At 36.2% G+C, this 24,223-nt stretch carries 22 protein-coding genes and 1 pseudogene; 18 read left to right on the top strand and 5 right to left on the bottom strand.

What is annotated here, in order from left to right:
- The 3 genes and pseudogenes from ACGLXV_RS12555 to ACGLXV_RS12545 form a co-directional block, all read left to right on the top strand.
- Positions 1 to 196 (top strand): annotated as a pseudogene (locus ACGLXV_RS12555) (carboxylesterase/lipase family protein); the annotation flags it as partial.
- A gap of 230 nt (positions 197 to 426) precedes the next feature.
- Positions 427 to 903, top strand: coding sequence for a DsrE/DsrF/DrsH-like family protein (locus tag ACGLXV_RS12550; protein ID WP_391558873.1), 477 nt, complete (start codon positions 427 to 429; stop codon positions 901 to 903).
- 99 nt (positions 904 to 1,002) lie between these two features.
- Entirely contained in the window at positions 1,003 to 2,502 is a 1,500-nt protein-coding gene (locus ACGLXV_RS12545) for an aminotransferase class V-fold PLP-dependent enzyme (protein ID WP_391558872.1), read from the top strand.
- Between the two features lie 55 nt (positions 2,503 to 2,557).
- On the opposite strand, the gene ACGLXV_RS12540 is transcribed toward ACGLXV_RS12545, so the two are convergent.
- Together ACGLXV_RS12540 and ACGLXV_RS12535 are read right to left on the bottom strand one after the other, a co-directional pair.
- A complete protein-coding gene (locus tag ACGLXV_RS12540) occupies positions 2,558 to 2,716 on the bottom strand; it encodes a hypothetical protein (RefSeq protein ID WP_391558879.1) in 159 nt (52 codons plus the stop codon).
- Positions 2,717 to 2,781: 65 nt separating this feature from the next.
- The gene (locus ACGLXV_RS12535) at positions 2,782 to 4,296 is read right to left on the bottom strand and encodes a PucR family transcriptional regulator (RefSeq protein WP_391558871.1); all 1,515 of its coding nucleotides are present in this window, start codon (positions 4,294 to 4,296) and stop codon (positions 2,782 to 2,784) included.
- 211 nt (positions 4,297 to 4,507) lie between these two features.
- On the opposite strand from ACGLXV_RS12535, the gene ACGLXV_RS12530 reads away from it, so the two are divergent.
- The 11 genes from ACGLXV_RS12530 to ACGLXV_RS12480 all read left to right on the top strand — a co-directional run bounded on the left by ACGLXV_RS12530 (position 4,508) and on the right by ACGLXV_RS12480 (position 15,795).
- Positions 4,508 to 6,454, top strand: a complete 1,947-nt coding sequence (locus ACGLXV_RS12530; RefSeq protein WP_391558870.1) for an NAD(P)/FAD-dependent oxidoreductase — start codon at positions 4,508 to 4,510, stop codon at positions 6,452 to 6,454.
- Between the two features lie 205 nt (positions 6,455 to 6,659).
- Positions 6,660 to 7,250, top strand: a complete 591-nt coding sequence (locus tag ACGLXV_RS12525) for a CBO0543 family protein (RefSeq protein WP_391558869.1) — start codon at positions 6,660 to 6,662, stop codon at positions 7,248 to 7,250.
- 229 nt (positions 7,251 to 7,479) lie between these two features.
- A complete protein-coding gene (locus tag ACGLXV_RS12520; RefSeq protein ID WP_391558868.1) occupies positions 7,480 to 8,583 on the top strand; it encodes a 5-methyltetrahydropteroyltriglutamate--homocysteine S-methyltransferase in 1,104 nt (367 codons plus the stop codon).
- Between the two features lie 376 nt (positions 8,584 to 8,959).
- On the top strand, positions 8,960 to 9,415 hold the full coding sequence (locus ACGLXV_RS12515) for a DinB family protein (RefSeq protein ID WP_391558867.1): 456 nt from the start codon (positions 8,960 to 8,962) through the stop codon (positions 9,413 to 9,415).
- Between the two features lie 379 nt (positions 9,416 to 9,794).
- Positions 9,795 to 10,043: a hypothetical protein gene (locus tag ACGLXV_RS12510; RefSeq protein ID WP_391558866.1), complete on the top strand. Its 249-nt coding sequence runs from the start codon at positions 9,795 to 9,797 to the stop codon at positions 10,041 to 10,043.
- A gap of 197 nt (positions 10,044 to 10,240) precedes the next feature.
- A complete protein-coding gene (locus ACGLXV_RS12505; RefSeq protein ID WP_391558865.1) occupies positions 10,241 to 11,254 on the top strand; it encodes a macro domain-containing protein in 1,014 nt (337 codons plus the stop codon).
- Positions 11,255 to 11,335: 81 nt separating this feature from the next.
- A complete protein-coding gene (locus ACGLXV_RS12500; protein WP_391558864.1) occupies positions 11,336 to 11,989 on the top strand; it encodes a vWA domain-containing protein in 654 nt (217 codons plus the stop codon).
- A gap of 148 nt (positions 11,990 to 12,137) precedes the next feature.
- The gene (locus tag ACGLXV_RS12495) at positions 12,138 to 12,569 is read left to right on the top strand and encodes a hypothetical protein (protein ID WP_391558863.1); all 432 of its coding nucleotides are present in this window, start codon (positions 12,138 to 12,140) and stop codon (positions 12,567 to 12,569) included.
- The gene (locus ACGLXV_RS12490) at positions 12,535 to 12,792 is read left to right on the top strand and encodes a hypothetical protein (RefSeq protein WP_391558862.1); all 258 of its coding nucleotides are present in this window, start codon (positions 12,535 to 12,537) and stop codon (positions 12,790 to 12,792) included. The genes ACGLXV_RS12495 and ACGLXV_RS12490 overlap by 35 nt, the downstream gene beginning before the upstream one ends.
- A gap of 219 nt (positions 12,793 to 13,011) precedes the next feature.
- Complete coding sequence (locus ACGLXV_RS12485) at positions 13,012 to 14,637, top strand: glycoside hydrolase family 13 protein (protein WP_391558861.1); 1,626 nt, start codon at positions 13,012 to 13,014, stop codon at positions 14,635 to 14,637.
- A gap of 93 nt (positions 14,638 to 14,730) precedes the next feature.
- Positions 14,731 to 15,795 (top strand): Gfo/Idh/MocA family protein, encoded by a 1,065-nt coding sequence (locus ACGLXV_RS12480; RefSeq protein ID WP_391558860.1) that lies wholly within the window; start codon positions 14,731 to 14,733, stop codon positions 15,793 to 15,795.
- 119 nt (positions 15,796 to 15,914) lie between these two features.
- On the opposite strand, the gene ACGLXV_RS12475 is transcribed toward ACGLXV_RS12480, so the two are convergent.
- Positions 15,915 to 17,624, bottom strand: a complete 1,710-nt coding sequence (locus ACGLXV_RS12475; protein ID WP_391558859.1) for a sensor histidine kinase — start codon at positions 17,622 to 17,624, stop codon at positions 15,915 to 15,917.
- A gap of 15 nt (positions 17,625 to 17,639) precedes the next feature.
- Positions 17,640 to 19,178: a response regulator transcription factor gene (locus ACGLXV_RS12470; protein WP_391558858.1), complete on the bottom strand. Its 1,539-nt coding sequence runs from the start codon at positions 19,176 to 19,178 to the stop codon at positions 17,640 to 17,642.
- A gap of 205 nt (positions 19,179 to 19,383) precedes the next feature.
- On the opposite strand from ACGLXV_RS12470, the gene ACGLXV_RS12465 reads away from it, so the two are divergent.
- The 4 genes from ACGLXV_RS12465 (at position 19,384) to ACGLXV_RS12450 (ending at position 23,689) form a co-directional block, all read left to right on the top strand.
- A complete protein-coding gene (locus ACGLXV_RS12465) occupies positions 19,384 to 21,075 on the top strand; it encodes a type 2 periplasmic-binding domain-containing protein (RefSeq protein WP_391558857.1) in 1,692 nt (563 codons plus the stop codon).
- Positions 21,076 to 21,161: 86 nt separating this feature from the next.
- Complete coding sequence (locus ACGLXV_RS12460; protein WP_391558878.1) at positions 21,162 to 22,079, top strand: ABC transporter permease; 918 nt, start codon at positions 21,162 to 21,164, stop codon at positions 22,077 to 22,079.
- Between the two features lie 14 nt (positions 22,080 to 22,093).
- On the top strand, positions 22,094 to 22,987 hold the full coding sequence (locus tag ACGLXV_RS12455; RefSeq protein WP_391558856.1) for a carbohydrate ABC transporter permease: 894 nt from the start codon (positions 22,094 to 22,096) through the stop codon (positions 22,985 to 22,987).
- Positions 22,988 to 23,071: 84 nt separating this feature from the next.
- On the top strand, positions 23,072 to 23,689 hold the full coding sequence (locus ACGLXV_RS12450) for a YesL family protein (protein WP_391558855.1): 618 nt from the start codon (positions 23,072 to 23,074) through the stop codon (positions 23,687 to 23,689).
- A 226-nt stretch (positions 23,690 to 23,915) separates the two neighbouring features.
- Here ACGLXV_RS12450 and ACGLXV_RS12445 read toward each other — a convergent pair whose 3' ends face one another.
- Entirely contained in the window at positions 23,916 to 24,056 is a 141-nt protein-coding gene (locus ACGLXV_RS12445; RefSeq protein ID WP_391558854.1) for a hypothetical protein, read from the bottom strand.
- Positions 24,057 to 24,223 lie beyond the last annotated feature (167 nt).

Here is a 24,223-nt window from a genome sequence, read left to right as displayed (position 1 = left end):
TGCGAATGAAACAAATGCCTTGGCAGAAATGTCTGTGGTTTCTACTGATAAATTAGATGTGATAAATGAGATAGAAAAAGATACTTCTATTTCTTCAGAGGCCAAGAAAAAGATCATTAGTGACGTATTGAATGGGCGTTGGTTCAGTGCAGAGCTTGATGAATTCTACGGAAACAAAAGCTTGTGGGTTGAATAATTTCTAAAAATTAATAAAGTTAAAAGTAGCACAGGTGAGTATTGCGATCTGTGCTATTTTTTTTCTACTTTAAAAAATGTAGAGCTCACCTATTTGATTTAGTTAATACCTAAGTTAAGAAATCTGGGATTAACATGATATACTTCCAACAATTCTGTGACAAGCCGCATACGATTTTTGCCTGATTACATAATAAGACCATTCTACAATGGAAAGAAGGGTGGTTTATTATGCCAAAAAAGATGTGCTTAATCATGTTTAGTGGCGAGTATGATAAGGCGATGGCCGCGTTGATTTTAGCGAATACGGCTCGTGAAATGGATGTGGAAGTGACGGTTTTTTGTACGTTTTGGGGGTTATTTATGCTACGCGAACCAGAGAAAATGACCATGGATGATAAGACCGCATTTGAAAAAATGTTGAATTTTATAACACCAAAAGGGGTGGAGGACCTTCCGTTATCGAAAATGAATGTTGCTGGGCTAGGAAAAAAGATGATGGGTCATATGATGGAAGATGACGATGCACCACCTCTTATTGCATTTTTAAAAGGGGCACGGAAAAAACAGGTGAGATTCTGTGCCTGTAAGCTATCAGTCGATATTCTTGGATTTAAACAGGAGGAGTTTTTTCCAGAAGTAGAGATTGTGGATGCAAAAGCGTATATGGAGGATGCATTGCAATCCGATATTCAATTATTTATCTAATGAGTTTGCCAATCCTGTGACAGTTTTTCTAGACAATTGCCCAATTCCCACCACTTTACATACGTTATAAAAGCCCTTTGTTTTAAGGAGGATTACCACATGTTGTATGTAAAGATTGGGAGCTACGAAAGGTCTTTTAACGGTAAACTCGAGTCCTATTTTACCCAATTTCGAACAGAAACGATAGGAACAAATCATATGATTACTACCCCTTTTGGTCTCAAACGAATGATTTATGCAGATTGGACAGCAAGTGGCCGGCTCTATCGCCCCATTGAAAAAAAGATCATCGATGAGCTTGGTCCGAATGTTGCTAATACTCATACCGATGTAAATTATAGTGGTTTGTTTATCACAGAAAGCTATAAGGAAGCTAAAAACATTATTAAAAAACATGTGAACGCAGGACCAAAGGATGTCCTACTATCAAGTGGGACCGGAATGACAGATGTCGTAAATAAACTACAAAGGATATTGGGATTACGAGTTCCTGAGAATGTTAAAAAGGGTCTCAAATTGGAAGGAAAAGACCGTCCAGTTATTTTTATCACCCACATGGAGCATCATTCGAATCACATTTCATGGGAGGAAACCATTGCGGATGTGGTCGTATTGAAACCCACAAAAGATGGGATGATTGATGTTGATGACTTAAAAGCGATGCTAAAAAAATATGAGAACCGTAAGCTAAAAATTGGTTCTTTTACAGCCTGCTCGAACGTTACAGGCGTTCAGACGCCCTATCACAAACTAGCAGCCATCATGCATAACCATGGAGGACTATGCTTTGTTGATTTTGCCGCATCCGCCCCTTATGTCCCGATTAATATGAATCCAGAGAATCAAGAGGAAAGACTTGATGCGATTTTCTTTTCTCCGCATAAGTTTTTAGGTGGACCAGGTTCGTCTGGGATATTATTGTTTGATTCGGACCTTTACCAAAATATGATCCCAGACCATCCGGGTGGAGGAACGGTTACTTACACGAATCCCTGGGGAGGTCGCCTCTATTTGAAAGACGTGGAAGAGAGAGAAGATGGGGGAACACCTGGATTTTTACAAACCATTCGCTCCGCTCTAGCTATTAGACTGAAAGAAAAGATGGGAACGCAACAAATCTTAGCAAGAGAAAAGGAACAGCTAGATATCCTGTTCCCTGCGCTAGGTAAAATAAGTCATTTACATGTATTTGAATCTCAGCAAGTAGATCGACTAGGCATCATTTCTTTTCATGTCGAAGGGATTCATTACAATCTTTTTACCAAACTACTAAACGATCGGTTTGGTATTCAAGTCCGTGGCGGCTGTTCCTGTGCGGGAACGTACGGTCATTATTTATTGAATATTGATAAGGGGACTTCCAAACAAATGAGTCATACGATTTCTAAAGGTGATCTGTCTTCTAAACCAGGCTGGGTAAGACTTTCGGTACATCCGATTATGACAAACGAGGAAATGTATGCCATCATTTATGCAATCGAGCAAACCGTAGCGAATATAAATGATTGGGCGAACGATTATATGTATGATCCTAACAAAAATACTTTTTATCATAGGAAAGAAAAGAATGGTAATGGAATGAAAGGGTTGAACTATTAAACCAGATATAAAGCTGTAGTCATTAGAGCAGAGGATGAACCTCTGCTCTTTCCATTCAATCTTGCATGGATCCTGCCTCACGGGAAGTCATTGCACCTTTTCCTTGGCTTACATCTTTTTGTATTTCTTTTTTAACCTTTTGAGTATTCGTTCCAGTGAATTCTGGTTTCATGATAGATTGAGTTTGTTGATTCTGTTGATTCTGTTGCATCATACTTCCTCCTTTATTTTGTTAGTCTGTTGTAGTGTTTACAAGAATATAGACGATAAATATATTTTTTAATGTTCCAACAATATTTCCAACGATAACTGAACGTGCCGACATTGGCTAATATTATCTAAAGAGAAATTCACTATCTCTTCGGCCTTTCTTAGACGATAGGTCAATGTATTCCTATGTATCTGTAGCTTCTTAGAGGTTTCTGTAATACTTTTGTAGTGCTGAAGGAAGGTTTGCAGTGTTAGACCATACTGGGTATTATTAGCATGGTCATATTCGATGAGTACGGTTATACCAGGATAAACAAAAACGTTCGACTGTTCTTGTTTTATCGCCGATTGAATCAAATGCTGGTGAACATAATCACTATATTTATAATAGGTCTTGGTTTCATCTCTTTTTTCACCTAGTTCATAGGCGATTACTGCCTGTCGGTAATAGATTGGGGTGTCCATTAATTCAAAATAGGTTTCGCTAATCGCTAATGGCAGTTTACCTTTAGAAAGAATACGTTTAGATGTTTCTAGAGAGTCTGCCAGTTTTTTTCCGAACAAAAGTAATACGATATTGCCGCGATGGTTAATAAGGTGGATATTAGGTATGTTTGTACGTAATTTGTCTTGGATTTGTTGGAGATTCGTATAACTGTTGGAAAGACTTAATGGAACAACAAGTATGGAATAAGGGCCCCTCAATCTCAAGTTGATAGTAGTGCCAGCTTGTTCAAGGGATTCCTTCGATGTTACACCTCCATCTAATAGATTGGCAAGAAAGGTTTGTTGCATGATAAGAGAATCATAGTTGGAGGAGTTATTATTAATTAGCAAGTTCCTGAACATAACGCATAGAAGATTGGTAATTTCGTAATCAGCTTCGATAAAAGGGCGATTATACTCCAGAACGCCGAGATAACCAAATACATGATTTCCGTCCATGATGACTCCTGATATCCTCGGAATCTCTTCTGCCCAACTCCAATTTAAATAAATGGGTCTCGTGCTTTCCAATGTTTTCTTTCTCGTCATATCTGCTTCGAGCAGCATGATGTAATCCTGATGTAAAAAACGTTTTTCGTACAGGCAATCCCAAATGGGGTCATTCAGGGTTTTATATGGAACCATGTCAATTAACCGAAACGTAGAACTGGTTAGAACAACAGGATTTCCCAAAAGGTCATAAGCTGTTTGGAGCAGGGAAGATACCGTCATTTCTTTTCCTGAGATGGTTTCGTGAAACAGTCTTTCCTTTGCATCCTTGACGATCACTTCTTGTTTCAAGATCTCTTTTGTACGATCCATCATTTCTTTCAATTGGTTATTTGGCACAAAGATTAGATTCATGTTTTTCAAAGGGGAGTATCCTTCATCGCTATTTTCAATCATGAAATTGAGAAGCTTAGAGGACTGACTAGTTGATGGTTGAATAAGAGATTTGCAGATATATAAGGTGTTTGAATCCCATTCGGTAAACTCATTATTTAAGAATTCAATCCGATGGATAGGATATGTTGGATCAGTAAATTGGGAGGTTAACCCGGTTATGTTCAAATGTTCAAAAAGCTGTAATATATTCATCTAATACTCCTCCAGAATAGAAAAGCTTGTGATTACAACGTTCGTGTACTCTGGTTGTGCAAGACGCACAACTACATTAGCAGCACTTGTTCTAAGTATACATTGTTCACTACTGAGCATGTCAATATAATCGAGATAAATCTATGAGTCAAAAACCTTTATAAGTTTGTTTCATTTAAAGGAGGACTTAATAAAAAAGGAGTTGCTCAATATGTCACAAAGTTTTGAAGTGCTGTTTACCCCATTTAAGATTGGAAAGATGGAAGTTAAGAATCGGATTGTTATGTCACCCATGGGTACCAACTCAGCTGAGAAAGACGGAAGAATCTCAGAAGACGAAATCACGTACTATGAAACACGAGCACGTGGTGGAGTAGGAATGATCATTATGGGTTGTCAGTTTTTGACTCATGAGTTAGCTCAAGGGTCACAGGAAGGAGTTCTAGAAGATGACATTGTCATTCCAAGATTAACAGATTTGGCAGAAGCTGTTCAAAGATATGGGACCAAAATAATTGCTCAACTCAGCTGTGGGACTGGAAGAAATGCTTTTCCAAACATGTTTGGAGAACCCCCAGTATCTGCATCAGCCATCCCTTCCACTTTTAATCCAGATCTCTTATGTCATCCGTTGAGTGTGGAAGAAATTAAAGTCATTATGAAGCAATTTGCTGCATCCGCAAAAAGAGTAAAAGCAGCAGGGATTGATGGAATAGAAATTCATGGGCATGCAGGTTATCTAATCGATCAGTTTATGTCTCCGATTTGGAACAAAAGGGAAGACGAGTACGGAGGAACGCCAGAAAAACGGATGAAATTTGCCGTAGATATTGTTCAATCTATTCGTGAAGCAGTGGGACCAGATATGCCTATTTTATTCCGAATATCTGTGGATCATCGATTTAATGGGGGACGGACTTTAGAAGAAAGTATGAAATTACTACAAGTATTAGAAACTGCCGGTGTAGATGCGGTGGATATTGATTCTGGCTCTTACGAAACCATTGATTATATCTTCCCACCATCCTATTTAGGAGATGCCTGTATGGCCTATGTTTGTGGGCCTGCGAGGGAAGCGGTTTCTATCCCAATTTTAAACTCTGGTAATCACACGCCTGAGTCAGCAAGAGAACTAATCCAATCAGGTCATGCTAATTTTGTGATGTTTGGCCGTCCACTAATTGCCGATCCCGACCTACCAAATAAACTATTGGAAAACAGACGGGAAGATGTTCGACCTTGTATTCGTTGTAATGAGGACTGTATTGGAAGAATCGCAGGGCGCTTAACAAAACTAAGTTGTTCGGTAAATACACAGGCATGTAACGAAGTGCGTTTTGCCATTGAGAAAAGTCCTTCTCCTAAGAAAGTTGTGGTCGTGGGAGGAGGCCCAGCTGGAATGGAAGCGGCGAGAGTTGCAGCAATGAAAGGTCACACAGTTACCCTGTTTGAGAAGGAAGCCATTCTAGGCGGACAGCTTGCCAGTGCAGCTACCCCACCTTTTAAAAAGAAGTTGCGGGAATTAATTACCTGGTATGAGGTTCAGCTTAAAAAACTCGGAGTGACTGTTTCTATGAATACAAAGCTAGAAGCTGATGATCCTGTGTTAGAGGAAGCGGATCATATTATCGTTGGATCAGGGGCCGTTCCGGTTGTACCACCAATTGATGGAATTAATAATGAAAATGTAGTAGGAGCAATCAATGCCCATTTAGAACGAGATCTAGTTAAAGGAAAGAACATTGTCATCACTGGTGGGGGATTAACAGGCTGCGACCTGGCTCTCGAACTCGCAATGGAAGGGAAGAATGTTACGATCGTGGAAATGCAGGATAAAATGGCTCCGGATCTATTCTTTATCAATGCTGCTTCATTAATGCCAATGCTAGAGGTACATAAGGTTAAACAATTAACCAACCATAAAGTATTAGCATTTGAAGAGAATGGCTTAAGAGCATTAAATGACAATGGTGAAGAGGTATTCATTGAAGCAGATACCATGATTACGGCTTTCGGAATGAGACAAAATACATCGGTGAGCAATGAAATAAGCAAAAAATATCATACGAAAACTCGCCAGGTGGGTGATGGTGTTTCTATCGGAAAAGTTGGAAATGCGGTACGTTCAGGGTTCTTCGCTGGAAGTACAATAGCATAGGCAAAAACATAGGGAGGGTTCTCTTGCTTCTAAAGGTGTTAGGAGCGTAGGGGAGAAATATAGACCTAATTGAAGAGCATTGTTTAGAAGAATATGTTTGATCTACTGTACATACGGCTGCTTAATGCAGCCTTTTTTTTCGCCTCCTAGATAAAGTATAAATCTCCTGCTATTCAAAATAATAATAAAAAAGGACGGTGCATAGGTGAAAAGTGAACAATTAGATTTGCTTGATAAAATCATGAAAGCCGAGATAAAACAAAACACTAGATGGATAGAATATTGGGAGACTTATTCTCATTTTTTCACATGGCAATTTTGGGTTGTACTCGCTATGTTTATCATTCCTCTGATTTTAGTCATATTATTTATTGACCGAAGAAAAATATTCCAGATTGGATTTTATGGATATAGCGTCCATGTATTTTTTACCTATACGGATTTAATAGGAACGAATCATGGGCAATGGATATATCCTTATAAACTTCACCCTTTCATTCCCTCAAGTTTGACACTTGATGCTTCATTAGTACCAGTAATCTACATGATGCTTTATCAGTATACATTTAATAAAGGGAAAAATTATTACATATGGATAACAGTCCTATGCCTAACTTTAGCGTTTATATTTAAACCACTTATGGTGGGAATTGGTCTATTCCATTTTCGTAAGAAAGAAAATTTCTTCATTCTTTTTGTAGGGTATGCTGTTGGCGCTCTTATTTCAAAATGGATCACAGACCTATTTATCTATTTGAAAAGAACTTCAAAATTTAGTTTGTACCGAGGGGAGTAAAACAATAGGTATTATTGTTTGTCCTAGAACAGGTTATTTCCAGAATTAGTGGAAACAGTGAACTAAACGATCAGTTTACAACAAAGCACTTTAACAAAACCACCTCGGTTATAGCTAAAAGTTATAACGAGAGATAGATATATAGTGTTACGTTATAATGATTTTCCTATGCTACACTGACCTTAGATCAGAAAATTAAGAGTATTTAAAAGAAAGAGGGAGATCATTTATGACAAAAACACTAGTTAAAGCACCATTTCGAGCGGATCATGTAGGTAGTTTATTACGACCTGAGAGAATTCATCAGGCTAGAAGAGATTTCCAAGCAGGCAATCTGACTGCACACGAACTACACGCAATTGAAACGGAAGAAATTAAACACATCGTTGACAAGCAAATCGAAGTCGGGCTACAAGCTGTGACAGATGGAGAATTCCGTCGTAGATTTTGGCATACCGATTTTCTCGAACATTTACATGGTGTAGAGGGCTATGTTCCGGACCATGGATTTGCATTCAAGGGAGAGGAAACGGAAAGATACGATGTGCGTGTGACCGGGAAAATCTCGTTTAACCAAGATCACCCTCATATCAAAGAATTTATCGAATTTAAAGAAATTGTAGGAGACCGTGCAGTTGCCAAACAAACGATTCCAAGTCCAAACCAATTATTTAATGCGGGTATTCGCAATCTAGATATTTATCCAGACCTTGAAGAATATACAAATGATATTATTCAAACCTATAGTGATGCCATCAAAGCTTTTTATGATGCTGGCTGCCGTTACCTACAGCTAGATGATGTATACATTGCTGGTCTAAATGCACCGAACATTCCATTTAATGATAGTGGGTATTCCCGTGAAGAATTAATTGATTTAGCTCTTCGTGTGGTGAATGGAGTATTAGAAGATAAACCGGAAGATCTTATTGTAACCACTCACCTTTGCCGTGGAAACTACCGTTCGAAATGGGCATTTGAAGGTAGTTACGCGAAAATCGCCCCAACCTTATTTGCAAAAGAAAAAGTCAATGGATTTTTCTTAGAATATGATGATGATCGTTCTGGAGATTTCGGTCCATTGGAATACATACCAAATGGTGGAGCACAAGTAGTGCTAGGTGTATTCACATCAAAACATGGGGAATTAGAAGATAAGGAAAATATTAAAGCTCGTGTAGAAGAGGCAACAAAATATGTGCCATTAGAGCAATTATGTATTAGTCCTCAATGCGGCTTTGCTTCTACGCATCACGGAAATATTTTAACCGAGGAAGAGCAATGGGCCAAGCTGAAATATATTGTAGATATTTCTAAAGAGATCTGGGGATAAGATTTAAACGAACACCTTTTGGCGGGTGTTCGTTTTTTATAATATCGGAAAGGGTATTTAGTTCATATTATCTGTGTTTGGACCTGAAATTGTCGATGTAAGAATTAACAGTCAAAAATGAACCAATCAAGAATAATACTATTCCTGTTATACTAGTAGGATACAATAGTTCCCACATATAAACCCCTCCTTGTTTATATCGTATTAAGATGCTTTGTTATTTAAAATAATATCATGTTGAGATATAATTAACAACATAAAAAGAGTGGATTCCTTTTATCAAAAAATGTTTTGATTCAGGTAACCTCAAAGGGTTTTGAGTGATTAGAAAAACGACAACCTAAGCGCATTTCCAAATTTTAAGGAGGGTATAATTATGAAACATCTTATTGATGAGTATAAAGAAAGTTACAACAAAATGGTTACGGAAATGGAAGGTTTAACGAAAGAGCAAATCTTATATAAACCAAATGAGAATAGCTGGAGTATAAGGGAAATTATCATACATGTTACGGATGCCGAACTCGTGCATGTTCATCGAATGAAGTCAGTTTTATCAGAAAATAATCCTATACTTACTGCCTTTGATCAAGATGCATGGACATCTAAATTACAGACACAATCCCTTGATCATAAGCTGTATCTTACGTTGTTAGATGCTATGATTAATAGTTTTATTCCTATTTTAACTAAATTAGACGAGGATGATTTTTTGCGTGTTGGTACGCACAATGTAGAAGGAGAATTTACTTTTAAAGAGTTGTTAGAACACTCTATAGAACATATCCAAAACCATGTAGAGCAGATTAGAAAGATAAAGAAAGTATTTTAAAATTTTTGAAAAAGGTAACGACTGGTAAAAAATATATATAAATATTTATTTAAAATTTGATCCTAATCAAATCCCTTTTTAAAAGAAAGTAATAGAATATACCTATTATCAAATGAAGGAGGAACTACATGGTAAAAGCCTAGAACTTGAACCCCACGTAAAAAAACAGCTAGGTGTGAATAAAAAAACAATAAACAGACTGGAGTATATCTTATTATTCTCAGAAGTCTCGTAGAAGTGTATCCCTCACATGTTAGATTAGATGCCTTAGAAAGTGTAATCCTTTCAGGGCATTTTTTTATAAAATCAAATGACACAACTTTATTTTGTGAAGACAGAGATTAGTTCTTTTTAAATAATGAAAGGTTGGTGTGAAATAATGTTATATCGAGTAACTTTATATGTTCTAGGAATCTGCTGTTTAGATAGCTTATCTTCCATTAAGAAAGAAGTTGAGGGATTAGTTGGGGTAATTTCCTTTAAAGGGTATTCCCCAAAGGGAAAGATAGTTATTGAATTCAAACCTAACTCCTTATCTACTTCGGATATTGTTAGTAAGGTTGAAGATCAAGGTTTTGCGGTAATCAAGAAAGTACAGAGAGAATTTTTCCAGGAAATATATAATTAATTCAAGTTTCTTATTCGTAAGTAGGTATAGTATCTTTTTAAAACAAAAAGAAGTACCCTAATACAAACGTAACGCTGTTAAGAGAGTGGATTTGATTTTGTGGTAAATTAGAGAGTAACTAGTAATCTTTTCTTAGTAAGATATTTTTAAGGTACAAGGAAATTGAAAAATTTTTAGATTGGAAGGAGACTACTTGCATGCCATTAGAAATTGTCCGCCACGATCTAACAAAGATGAAGGTAGATGTGATTGTAAACGCTGCAAACACAGAATTAAAAATGGGTGGAGGTGTTTGTGGAGCAATTTTTCGTGCCGCCGGTGTGGATGAGTTAACACAAGCGTGTGAGGAAGTAGGTGGGTGTCCGGTTGGCCAGGCTGTCATAACAAAAGGGTTTCATTTGCCTGCCAAATATATCATACATACACCAGGGCCTGTTTGGAAGGGGGGATCTCATCAAGAATCAGAACTGCTGAAGAATTCTTATGCTCATTCTCTAGAGCTAGCGAAAACAAATCAATGTGAGTCCATTGCCTTTCCACTGATTTCGACGGGTATCTATGGGTATCCGAAAGAAGAGGCGTTACAAATTGCCGTTTCTACCATTAGTCAATTTCTATTGCAACATGACATGCTTGTTTATTTAGTTGTGTTTGATCAAACTTCCTTTGGGTTAAGTCAAAAGCTATTCTCATCAATCTATGAATATATTGATGAACATTATGTTGAGGAAGTAGAACTGACCTTTCATCGACGACAAGAGCGATTCATCCTAGAAGATTTGCAAGAGTCTGTGACTAAACCAGAAGATTTTTACGAAAAAAAGAATGAGCCTATACTAGAAAATAGTCTAGCGCATCTTGTGGATGAACTCGATGAGTCCTTTTCGGAACGTTTGCTTCGGCTGATTGATGAAAGAGGAATGACGGATGTCGAGACCTATAGAAGGGCGAATATGGATCGTCGCTTGTTTTCAAAAATTCGTAATAAAGTAGATTACTCCCCTACAAAGAAAACAGCCCTTGCCTTTGCTATTGCTTTACATCTAAATGTCTACGAAACCAACGATTTGCTGTCTGCTGCAGGATATACGTTGTCGCGTAGCAGTAAATTAGATGTCATTATTGAATTTTTCATCCAACAAGGCAATTATAATATTCATGAAATCAATGAAGCTTTATTTGCTTTTGAACAACCTTTACTAGGGGCGTAAATGTCGCTTTTGAAGCGACCATATCTTTTTCAAATCTTGGTATCCTTCATATATAAATAAATGAAGTGGAGGAAAACAAGGATGAAAAAGAATGTAACAGAAGTGGTGTTTATCCTAGACAAAAGTGGGTCAATGGCGGGGCTTGAAACGGACACAATCGGTGGCTATAATTCGATGCTAAATAAGCAAAGAAAAGCGGAAGGAGAAGCATTTGTCACGACGGTATTATTCAATCATCAGTATGAACTCTTGCATGATCGAATCAACGTAAGAGGCATATCTCCCATCACCGAACGTGACTATGAGGTAGGGGGAACGACAGCCTTACTGGATGCAATCGGCTTTTCCATCCAAAAAATCGGTAATGTCCAAAAGTATACAAGTGAAGAAGAGAGAGCCGATAAGGTCCTATTCGTCATTACAACCGATGGCATGGAAAATGCCAGTCGTGAATTTTCTCCAGATAAAATAAAGAAGATGATCAAGCATCAAAAAGAGAAATATGGATGGGACTTCATCTTTCTAGGCGCGAATATTGATGCCATTTCAACGGCTGCACAGTTTGGAATTGAGGAGGACTTCGCGGTTGACTACCATGCCGACAACATTGGAACAAAATTAAATTATGAGATGGTAAGTGAGGCCGTAGTCAAGCTTCGAAGCGGAAAGAACATTGATCGGAGCTGGAAAGAAGGGATTGAGCGGGATTATCAGGGGCGTTTGAGAAACAAATAGGAAAATTCCAAGTTGAAGCTTTTTATAACCGTAAATAAGTTATCCGGAGAAGGGACATAGGAGATACCGACTTCTATGTTCCTACTATTAGATTTTTTACATCCATGAACGAAACTTCTTAGATTGATAAAAATAAGGAGTGAATAAAATGGAGTTAATAAAGGCTGAGCATTTGAAAACGAAATTTGAAGTAGAAGGAAGTTTTTATAATATAGAGATTGGTAGTAAAGTTTTCGAGTGTAGAAACTATGCTCAAGTATATCGAATTGATAGTAAAAATAATCAATGGTATGATGCTATTTTCGTATTAGCTAATCCGGGATTATGTACTCCAAAACAATCATCATATGAAATTCCACATTTATCTATTGAAGAATCCTCAGTGAATTATACTCTCGCTAAAACAGACAATACCCAATACCAAATCATGCGTTTTATGCAATTAAAGAACTGGAACAAAGTATTATTAATCAATCTTTCTGACATGCGTGCCGGAAATCTAAATGAATTTAGGGGGAAATTAAACGAAGCGAAGAAGGCAGGATTTGAAAGTCATAGCATCTTTTCCTTTAAGAGTTAATGAGTTAAAAAAAATCATCGCCCAATGTACTGGCCAGACTATTTTGGCTTGGGGCACTGATCCAATTGTAAAACAATTAGCCAATCGTGCTTGTGATGTGCTACCACAAGAGAGAATTATAGGAATGAAACACGAAAAAGCACCCTTTTATTATCATGCTAGTCCCACTCCATTAAAGGGGAAGATCAGGTGGTTAGAATATATGAATGAGAGGATTTCTTGATATTAGACCAATTTGATTCATATCCAACCGAAATAACTTGACAGGAATTCCGGTAAAAAGTACATGAAAACGGTTTATTTGATATTTATTAAATAATCATAAAAAATTAAACTTAATTTAATTGGGAGAAATGAATTTACAAAGGCATAGCTACTTAGAAAAAATAGCCGTTAAGGTATATGAAAAAACAGTCAAAAAAGATATTTAGGAGTGGAATGAATGAACGTGAAATGGTGGCAGACAGCAGTAGTTTATCAAGTATATCCGCGCAGTTTTCAAGACAGTGATGGTGACGGGATAGGTGATTTAAGGGGAATTATTCGTCGATTAGATTATTTAGAAAAACTTGGGATTACTGCTATTTGGTTAAGTCCTGTTTACAAATCACCGAATGATGACAATGGCTATGATATCAGTGATTATCAAGATATTATGACGGAATTTGGCACAATGGATGATATGGATGAATTAATCAAACAAGCAGATCAAAGAAATATCAAGATTATTATGGATTTGGTCGTCAACCACACATCCGACGAACACAAGTGGTTTATTGAATCTCGTAAAAGTAAAGACAATCCATATCGTGATTACTATATCTGGAGAGATCCGGTAAACGGTGAAGCTCCCAATTCTTTAAAATCAACATTCAGTGGTTCTGCTTGGGATTTTGATGAAGATACAGGTCAATATTATTTACACTTATTCAGTAAAAAGCAGCCAGATTTAAATTGGGAAAATGAAAAAGTTAGAAAAGAAGTTTGGGATATGATGAATTTTTGGTTGGAAAAAGGTGTTGGCGGATTCCGGATGGATGTCATTGATTTAGTAGGTAAAATTCCTGATAAAGAAATTACAGGAAATGGACCGAAATTGCATGATTATTTACAAGAAATGAATCGAGAAACCTTTGGTAAATATGATGTTTTAACCGTGGGAGAAACATGGGGGGCCACTCCAGAGATTGCGAAGCTATATTCTGATCCAAAACGCAATGAGTTATCCATGGTCTTTCAGTTTGAACATATAGGCTTAGATCAACAACCTGGGAAAGAAAAATGGGATCATAAACCTCTAGAAGTAAATGAGCTAAAACAAGTTCTTAGTAAGTGGCAAACAGCTTTAGGGAATGAAGGCTGGAACAGTTTGTTTTGGAATAATCATGACCTTCCAAGAATTGTCTCTCGATGGGGAAATGATACAACCTACCGTGTGGAAAGTGCAAAAATGTTCGCGATTTTACTTCACCTTATGAAGGGAACACCTTACATCTATCAAGGGGAAGAAATTGGAATGACCAATTATCCTGTCAATGATATTAGTGAAGTTGAAGATATTGAAAGTGTGAACATGTATCACGAACGTTTGGCGAATGGATATAAGAAAGAGGATATCATTGCTTCCATCAATTTTAAAGGGCGTGATAATGCGCGGACACCGATTCAATGGGATCGAACAGAAAACGCGGGTTTCACAACTGGAACACCTTGGTTACACGTAAATCCAAACTATCAAGAAATTAATGTAGAAGCTAATCTGGAAGACCCAAATTCTATTTTTTATTGTTATCAAAAATTGATTCAATTAAGAAAAGACCATCCAATTATTGTTTGGGGAGATTATGAACTGGTGACGGACACACCGGAACAAGTGTTTATGTATCTAAGACATTTTGAGGGTAAGACTTGGAGTGTAGTAGCCAACTTTGGTGAGCAAACGAAAACCTTACAACTTGAGCATTTTGGTCAGAGTAGTGATGTCGTAATAAGTAATTACGAAAGAACTTCCGTTAATTTTCAACACCTTGAATTAAAACCATATGAAGCATTTGCTGTAAAGTTGTAATTACTTTTTAAATGAATAGCAAAAGAAGTGAAGCGGTGAGGCGGGATAGAGTGTTTCATTGCTTTTCTCATTTTAGGGATAAGGAGGAAGCAGATGATGAAAGATCAAGTTGTAACAGTAGGGTTAATTGGTTTAGGAGGAATGGCGAATGCGCACCGCCGCATGATTTCCGAGTTAGATCAACTATCATTGATTGCTCTTTGTGATGTGAATCAAGACCTCTTAAAGAAAATAGGTGAGGAGGAAGGAATTAGCGAGGAGATGTGTTTTCATGAGATGGAAGCCTTAATATCACATCCTGATGTTGACGCGGTTATCTCAATTGTGCCTAATCACTTACATGCTAAGGTGATAGAGTTATGTATTCACTATCAAAAACCGGTTATGGCTGAAAAACCTTTTACACTAAACTTTGCCGAAGCTGAGAAATTGGCAGTTTTGTATGAAAAACAGCCCATTCCTTGCATGGTTGGATTCTCTTACCGCTATATTCCGTCTTTTCGCTATGCAAAAACACTACTAGAAGAAAATAAAATTGGTACAATCCGGCATATTAATGTGCGATATCTGCAATCATTTGGAGCACCTTTATATGAAGTTCCATACACCTGGCGTTTTAACCAATCTATTTCTGGTACAGGAGCACTGGGGGATTTAGGTGCTCATATGATTGATAGTGCTCGATTCTTTATTGGTGAGTTTCAATCGGTATCCGCACTTATGAAAACATTCATACATGAACGGAAAGACCCAATGAGTGGAGAAATGAAAAAAGTGGATGTAGATGACTATGCTAGTTTTCATGCAATTCTAGAAGAAAATGTGATTGGACATTTTGTCACGACAAGAAATGCGGTTGGATCAGAAAATCAGCATGAAGTGACCATTTACGGTGATAACGGTACGATTCACATTAATTGTGAACGCCCGAATGAGATCGATATTTGTTTCAAAGATGATACAAACAATAAACCTGTTTTTAGGACCTACGATGTCCCAGAAAACTATAAAAGACAACAACTTGAGGATTTTGTGGACGTAGTCACGTTCAATTCCAAACAGGGGATACCTACCTTTTATGATGGCTATCAAAATCAAAAAGTAATAGAAAAAATAATTCAATCTGCAGAGAGTGGACAAACAGTAAGAATCGACTAGCTGCTTTTATATCATAAAAAGACCGATTGGTAAAATCCTAGAATATGGGATTCTATCAAACGGTCTTTTTCATTCTATGAATTAAAGTAAGAAGATACTTATACTTAACATGAATTTACTCAGCTAACTTTTGGAATAGTAAGTGTCACGGTTGTTCCCTCCATCCATTTACTTGTATAAGCTAAGCCATAATCAGTTCCATAAGTAAGTTGCACACGATGGTGAACATTTTGGACCCCATAGCCTTTCGTTTTAGTAGTTAGAATGGATTCTAACATTTCAAGATCCATACCACACCCATTATCAGAGACTTTAAAGATGAGACTATTATCTGTTTGTTTTGCTGTGATGGTTAATACCGCTTTTCCAGGACTTTCTTTATGATCAATCCCATGATTAATAGCATTTTCAACTAAAGGTTGTAAAAGAAGATTCAGCATGGTGTAATCCAAGATCTCTTCGTCAATTTCGCAACGAACATCAAAGGAGTCAGAATGCATCATTCGCTGAATTTGAATATAAGATGTTGTGTTTTCTAGTTCCTCTCTGACGGAAATCGTATTTTTCCCTCTATTTAATGTGGTTCGATAAAATGTAGAAAGAAGTTGAGCCATCTTACTTATGTCTTCTTGTTCAGCTATAATTGCCTTGCTGTTAATAAGGGAAAGGCTGTTATAAAAAAAGTGTGGGTTGATCTGAGCTTGAAGAGCTTTCATTTCATATTGTTGTTCGGCGATTTTACTTTTATAAACTTCATTAATCATTTCCTGTAGTTTATGAACCATATTGGTAAATCGCCTAATTAGGTTCCCGATTTCATCCGTTGAAGAATTTGTAACGGTTACAGATAATTCGCCTTTTTCGATCAGTTCCATATTCTTCTCTAGCTTTTCTAAAGGTCGAACGGTAATTCGGGAGAGATAGTAGATGGAAAGAAACAAAGTCAATACACATAACAAAATCACGATAATAACGGTGACAGTGATCTTATAAGTAGAAGCATAAATGGTGTCCAATGGACGATATAGATATGCAGTCCAATTATAAGAGCTTAATGAGGACTCTTTATATACAAAATCCTCCGACAGAGAACCATCATTTAATTTTTTTTGGAATTCGTTTGTTGTTAATTCATATGAATCATATGCTTCCTGAAAATTTTGGATGGTATATACAGGTTTATTATATTCATCAAGGATGACTAAACCATAATTGTTTTCAAATAAACCAGACATGCTTTCAAAGACATGTTCGTAATCAATATCTATATACACTACATTTGTAATACTATGATTTCGATCAAATATTTGGGTGACTACTTCAAAAGTCCGATCCGCTGCGGAAACAACAAATTTTGGAGTAGACGTTTCTAATATTTGATCAAACCAGCTTTTTTGTTCAATGGTTGTTAGTGGGCGAAGAATATCACCATGTGCATGCATTGGATTGTCACTAAAGATAGTGATGGTATTAATTTCGCTGTATAAAAAATGAGTGTTTAAGGATAATGGGTCTAGTATGTCTCGGTAAAACAAATACATCTCATAGGAATTGTCATACTCAGAAGTAACTCCTCTCTTTACATCTTCATTCCAAACAATTTGGTTAATCACATTTGTATACGTATTAACTTTGTAATCGATACTTGAAACTGCCTGGTTTAAGGACTCCTCTAACACTTCACTTTCTCGATTGATTAGTATATTTTGAATTTGATGATAACAGTAACTCCCCAATACGACGACAGGAAGGATACTTGATAGAAGGCATATAAATAGAATTTTACTTCTGAATTTCAAATTTTTGAACCAAGCTGTCATTTTCCGCATAAGAATCTTCTCTTTCTATTGCTTTTTCATCTGGCGGTATTTTTCAGGACTTGAGCCGAAATGTTCCCGAAAACTTCGAACAAAATAGGATAGATTATGATAGCCTACCTTTTTACATATATCAGTGATTTTCATATTTGTATTATTAAGGAGATCTTTTGCATTTTCCATCCGAAGACTCTTAATGTATTTATTAATTCCACAGCCCGTTTCTTGTATGAAAATTTCGCTTAAATAACTAGGGGACAAGTACACTTTTTCAGCTAGTATATTCAAACTTAAGTCATCTCCATAGTGCTCAGTAATATATTGCTGAACGAGATGAATGACGTGTTTAGGAGATTGTTCTTTTTTCTCTAATTTTTCTATCACTTCATCCTGAACATTGACTAAAATCGTTTCAATTTCAGAAAAATGCTGACAAGAAAAAATAGCTTCCATCTTTTTATTTATCAATTCCTTGTTATAATGAGGCAGCTTCTGACAAAGTGTCTGCAATAGCTTTGAAAAGAAATAGCGGACATAAATATGGGAAATCCCCTGTTTTGCATGATATTTTTGAAATAGAAGTTTCATGTTTTGTTTAAAGGTAACAATATCTACTAATTGAATTGCTGTTTGTATCCTCTGGAGGGTATGTTCATCTTGTTCAAGATACTCATTGCTTTCTCTAGTTGAGGCATCTATTGGATAGATATAGGTATCAGAATAGAAGAAACGATCTTCTAGATACTGTTCCAACTCTTCAAATACTTTAGGCAACTCACTTGGAGAAAAGGATTCATTACTGAAAGATATATAACAATTTACTCCATAAGTGGAGTAGACCTGTTTTTGGATCTTTATTGCCATTTCTTTATATTCCGTATGTTTTTCCTTTTTCCCAAATAACAACAGGATTTGAAACGCATTCAAATTAATAAAATCGCACGGATAATCTGGGATCATTTTCTTAATTTGATTATAAAAGAAAAATGTATCTTCTTCCTTTGGTAATCGATCAAAAAATGGTTCTTCAAACTGCATTAACATTAAGGAAGTATAATGATGTAAAAAATCAAAATTCATAGTGGGATATTCATTCTTTAACAAATCAATAGGTGTTTTATTAATTAGTCGATATAAAACATGAGTTTTAAGAAATTCGGTATTTGCTTCTCTTAATTCATGTTCCTTTTCTTCTTTTTTTATATTTTGCAAAACAGTTGAAATAGTATTCTGAAATTCATCCGGTTTTACTGGTTTCAATATATAATCTACAGCCCTTAATGATAGTGCCTTCTTGGCATAATAAAAGTCATCATGACCACTGAAGAATATAATGTGAAGGTTAGGATAAAGCTCTCGAGCCCTCGTTGCTAATTCAATTCCATCAACAAAAGGCATTTTTACATCTGTAAATAATATATCTACAGGCTGTGTTTCTAATAGAGAAAGAGCCTCTTTTCCGTTAGAGGCTTCGTCTATTACAAGTTGAAAATTGTACTTATTTAGAAGGAATCGAATAACATTCCGTTCGTCTCTTTCATCATCTATTATCAAGATACGATACATTGTTGTTACCTCCACGTATAATTCATGTTGATTATATCATTGTGATTTCCTTTCTTATACTCTGTACTAAAAGTTCCGGAAAAAAGTACATGAAAACGTTTTTTTAAATATTTAGGATTATGCTAGTATCACTTAAACTAAACGTAAGCTTAATTCAATGGCCAGAAATTAAATTGGTCAGAGACAAATAAAAGTTGGAGGGGTCATGATGAAGAAGTATAGGGCATTATTTAAACGTGTGACAACACTTTCTATTGCGTCCATGCTCACAGTTTCTTTAGCAGCATGTGTTGATTCATCTTCACAGCAAGAAAGTGCGTCAACAACAGAAGATGGAAAAACCGTTATTACTATGGGACGTGTTACAGCTGCAAACTCGAAATTACCAGAGGGTGATACGTATGAGAACAATGCTTACACACGACTTGTTGAAGAAAAGTTGGATGCGAAAATTGTCAATCAATTTGAAGCTGAAGGAGAAGATTACGATCGTCAGGTGGCTCTAGCCATTGCATCAGGTGAATTGCCAGATATGATGCGAGTGAACTCAAAAGATGAATTGAAGGAGTTAGTGGAAAACGATTTAATTGCTGATTTAACCGATGTTTATGAAAAGAATGCAAGCGATTACATTAAAGAAATATATGGTTCCTATGATGGGAGAAGCTTAGCAGATGCGACATTTGATGATCGTCTCATGGCGATTCCAGCAACCGTTGGTGCAAACGCTCCAAATATGGTTTGGATCAGACAAGATTGGATTGAAGAACTAGGATTGGAACTAGATAAAGACGGGGACAGCCTAATCACATTAGAAGAGTTAGAAAATACTGCGAAGGCTTTCATAGAAAATGATCCTGGTGCCTCTGGGAATCCTGTTGGAATACCTTTTGCTCATTGGTTGAATGCTGGCGATTACGGTGGATCGGCTTTAACGATGTCCTCTGTAGCTGGTGTTTTTAATGCACATCCTAGACATTACATGGAAGATGAAAAAGGAAATATCACCTATGGATCAACTACTGAGAGCACAAAACAAGCACTTGGAGTTTTGGCTGAATGGTTTGATAAAGGAATTCTTGATCCACAATTTGGGACAAGAACCTGGGATGACATTATGGCACTTCTAACAAACGGACAAACAGGTATCGTAACAGGTCCGTGGCATATTCCAGATTGGGGTCTATCTGCTGTAAGGGAAATGGATAAAAATGCACAGTTTGTTCCCTATACATTAGAAGGAGAAAATGGTAAAGCAAACGTTTTTCGTGAAAATCCGACTGGTCAATTTATTGTAGTTAGAAAGGATTATGCACATCCTGAATTAGCCCTAAAAATAGTAAATCTATTCTACGATGAATTAGCTAATGCATCTGATCTAGAAACAAATTATCCCGAAATCGCAAAATATGCTGAACTTGGTGTAGATGGGTCAACTAGACCATTTAACATTGAAGTTTATAAATCTACTAGTACGCTAGATGATTTTTCGGACTTTATTGTGCCTGCAGTAAATGGTGAAATATCAATCGACGACATAACAAAAGCTGGTATTAAAACGGATGCTAAAACGATTCTTGATTATGTAGAAGCTCCTGAAAATGCAGAAACGTCAGCATGGTCAAAATACCATTCTCGTATGAAAGGGATCGGTTTGATTGAAAAACTTACCGATGAAGATACTTTCAATTGGACAACTCCTGTATATTATGGAACAACCGCTACAATGGAGAAAAAGGGTGCTAACCTTTTAAAATTAGAAGAAGAAGATTTTATAAAAATCGTAACTGGTACTGAGCCTTTGGATTATTTCGAAACATTTGTTACGAACTGGAAGAAACAAGGCGGAGATGAAATTATTGCTGAAATAGAAGCAGAATTGGCAGAACAGCAATAAGAAACAGTAATAAGGGCTGCTTTGCAGCCCTTATTATATAAGGAGGTTTACTTATGAAAGTACAGACTGAAAAAACTGCCAACTTTATGAATGCAGATACGGTAAAACAAAAGAAAAAATGGACAACGGGCAATTCTGTTTACCATATGATGATGCTACCCGGAATGATCTTTCTTTTGATATTTAGTTATATTCCCATGTTTGGAATTATCATGGCATTTCAGGATTACGTACCAGCAAAAGGGATGTTGGGCTCGGAGTTTGTAGGATTGGAACATTTTATCTATATGTTTCAATTACCGGATATTGGCCAAGTATTTAGGAACACAATGGTCATTGCTTTTGGGAAAATTCTAATTGGTACTTTCGCTGCCATTGTATTCTCTATTTTATTGAATGAGATCCGTATAAAGCTATTAAAAAAATCAATTCAAACGGTTGTTTATCTACCACATTTTCTATCATGGGTGGTGTTGGCATCTGTGGTCGTCAATATGTTTAATCTTGATGGGTCTGTGAATCAAATATTAACCTTTTTCGGATTGGAAAAATTGAATTTTCTTGGAAGTAATTCACTATTTCAACCATTATTAATTGGTACTGATGTATGGAAGGAATTTGGATTTAATTCGATTGTTTATTTAGCCGCCATCACTGCAGTTGATCCAGGACTTCATGAAGCAGCTAGTATTGATGGGGCCAATTGGTGGAAGAGAGTTTGGCATATCACACTTCCTAGTATGCTACCAATTATTCTTCTTTTGGCCATCCTTAGCTTACCCAATATTTTAAATGCTGGATTTGATCAAGTTTATAACCTATATACACCAATGGTTTATGAATCAGGAGATATTTTGGACACTTATGTATACCGAATTGGATTACTAGGTCGTGAGTATAGTTTCGGGACAGCCGTTGGTATATTTAAATCCATTATTGGCATGATTCTAATCATTTCTGCAAATGAAATGGCTAAAAAATACACAGATCGTAAATTATTCTAAGGAGGAACAATAATATGGTTGAAAGTAAAAGTATTTCAGCGCGAATTGGACGAACTGTTATTCATACTATTGTGATTTCTTTGGGATTGATCTGTCTGCTTCCTTTATGGAATATTCTAGCCATTTCTTTTAGTAGTAGTGAGTCAGTTACAGCAAATGCAGTAGGGTTAGTACCGGTGAATTTTACGATTGAAACATATAAGATGATCATGGAGGATGCGCAATTTTGGCGTTCGTTTGGAATTTCGGTACAAAGAGTATTCCTATCGCTCATTATTAATATGGTCTTGATTGTGTTAATGGCATACCCTCTATCGAAATCTAAAAAGGTTTTTAAAGGTAGAAACATCTATATGAATCTACTAATCTTCTCGATGTTATTTAATGGAGGGATGATTCCTACGTATTTAGTAGTGAAAAATTTAAACCTATTGAATACTATATGGTCTCTGGTTTTACCTGGTGCCGTACAAGTTTTTAGCATTATATTAATCATGAATTTCTTCATAGGAATACCTAAATCGTTGGAAGAAGCGGCCATTATGGATGGTGCCAATCCATTACAAATATTAGTCAGGGTTTATATTCCAATCTCGTTACCAGCATTAGCTACCGTTGCATTATTTAGTATTGTAGGGAATTGGAATGACTTTTTCTCAGGGTTAATATATATGACGAAAGTTTCTAATTATCCATTAATGACCTATATTCAATCCTTATCCATTAATATCGAAGAACTGCTGAAGTCAGGAGCAAGCTCTAATTCTTTAGAAAATATGATGCAAGTCTCTAATAAAAACTTAAACGCTGCAAAAATAGTGGTTTCTATTATTCCATTATTAGTGATTTATCCATTATTGCAAAAATATTTTATTCATGGGATTGTTGTCGGCTCGGTTAAAGAATAGTAGATGATTGATGAAACACTACTTTAATCATTAGACGATTTGTGTAGTGTTTCTTATTAATTTTTATCATTTTAGAGGTGAGTTATGAAACATTTTCTATCTATGGAAGGTCCTGTGTATCGTATTCTAACAAGATTTGTCGAGTTGATTGTATTAAATGGCTTGTTTCTATTATTTTGCATCCCTATCTTTACGATTGGAGCTTCTACGACTGCACTTTACTCCGTGACATTAAAAATGGTTCGGAATGAAGAGAGTGGAGTATATAGTGGATTTGTACAGGCTTTCAAGAAGAATTTCAAACAAAGTACAAGTATCTGGATCCTGTTAATGTTCGCTGGGCTAATCCTATATTTAGATTATTTATATTTAGGTTTATATGAAGGGGATTTTACGCTGCTCATTATTTTAAGTCTATTCTTTTTCACATGCATCTATTTGTTATTAACGATACTTATCTTCCCTTATGTTGCTCGTTTTAAAAATACAATAAGAGAATCAGTCGTAAATGCTATGAAAATTGCCATTACGAATCCATTCCAAACGATTTCTGTACTGATTTTTTCTATCGGGCCAGTATTGCTAATTTTCTTTTCACCGTACCTCTTCTTACTTGCTCTATATCTAAGTATATTTTTGGGATTTTCTCTTGTAGCATATTTAAATTCATTTCTATTGCGAAATATCTATGAGAAATATTAAAAACGAAGTAATCCTTGGGGTATGAAATTCTAGTGATCAGAAAAGTGATGGAATCAGAATTATCTACCTTTGAGACTGACGGTAATTGTATTACAACCATGTAGTTATCCTAAAGCATAGAATTTGATGTTTCGTACTGACAACTAACTGTATTTTTGGAAGAGAGCAGAGGATGATCCTCTGCTCTTTACGTTTCCTATAACGACATCTTCAGTGTGTTTTAATCTTACATCGCTCCTGCCTCTCGGGAAGTCATTGCACCTTTTCCTTGGATAACATCTTTTTGTATTTCTTCTTTCACTTTTTGTACATCTGTACCAGCGTATTCTGGTCTCATAATATTTTTAGGCTGACGATTCTGTTGCAAAAAAGTTCCTCCTTTATATTTTTGTAATCAATTTATTGTTTACAAAAAGACATTTAATAATTATTGGGGTTATTAGATACGAAGACAACTCTTGGAGTTAGTCTTCATTATATGGACAGTATAGATACGGTAATGATGGTAGGAATTTATTCTTTTTCGAAGTTTAG

Origin of the sequence: Robertmurraya sp., from assembly GCF_036676585.1 — a bacterium.
Lineage (GTDB): Bacteria > Bacillota > Bacilli > Bacillales > Cytobacillaceae > Robertmurraya_A.
This window is presented reverse-complemented; position numbering and strand designations above follow the sequence as displayed.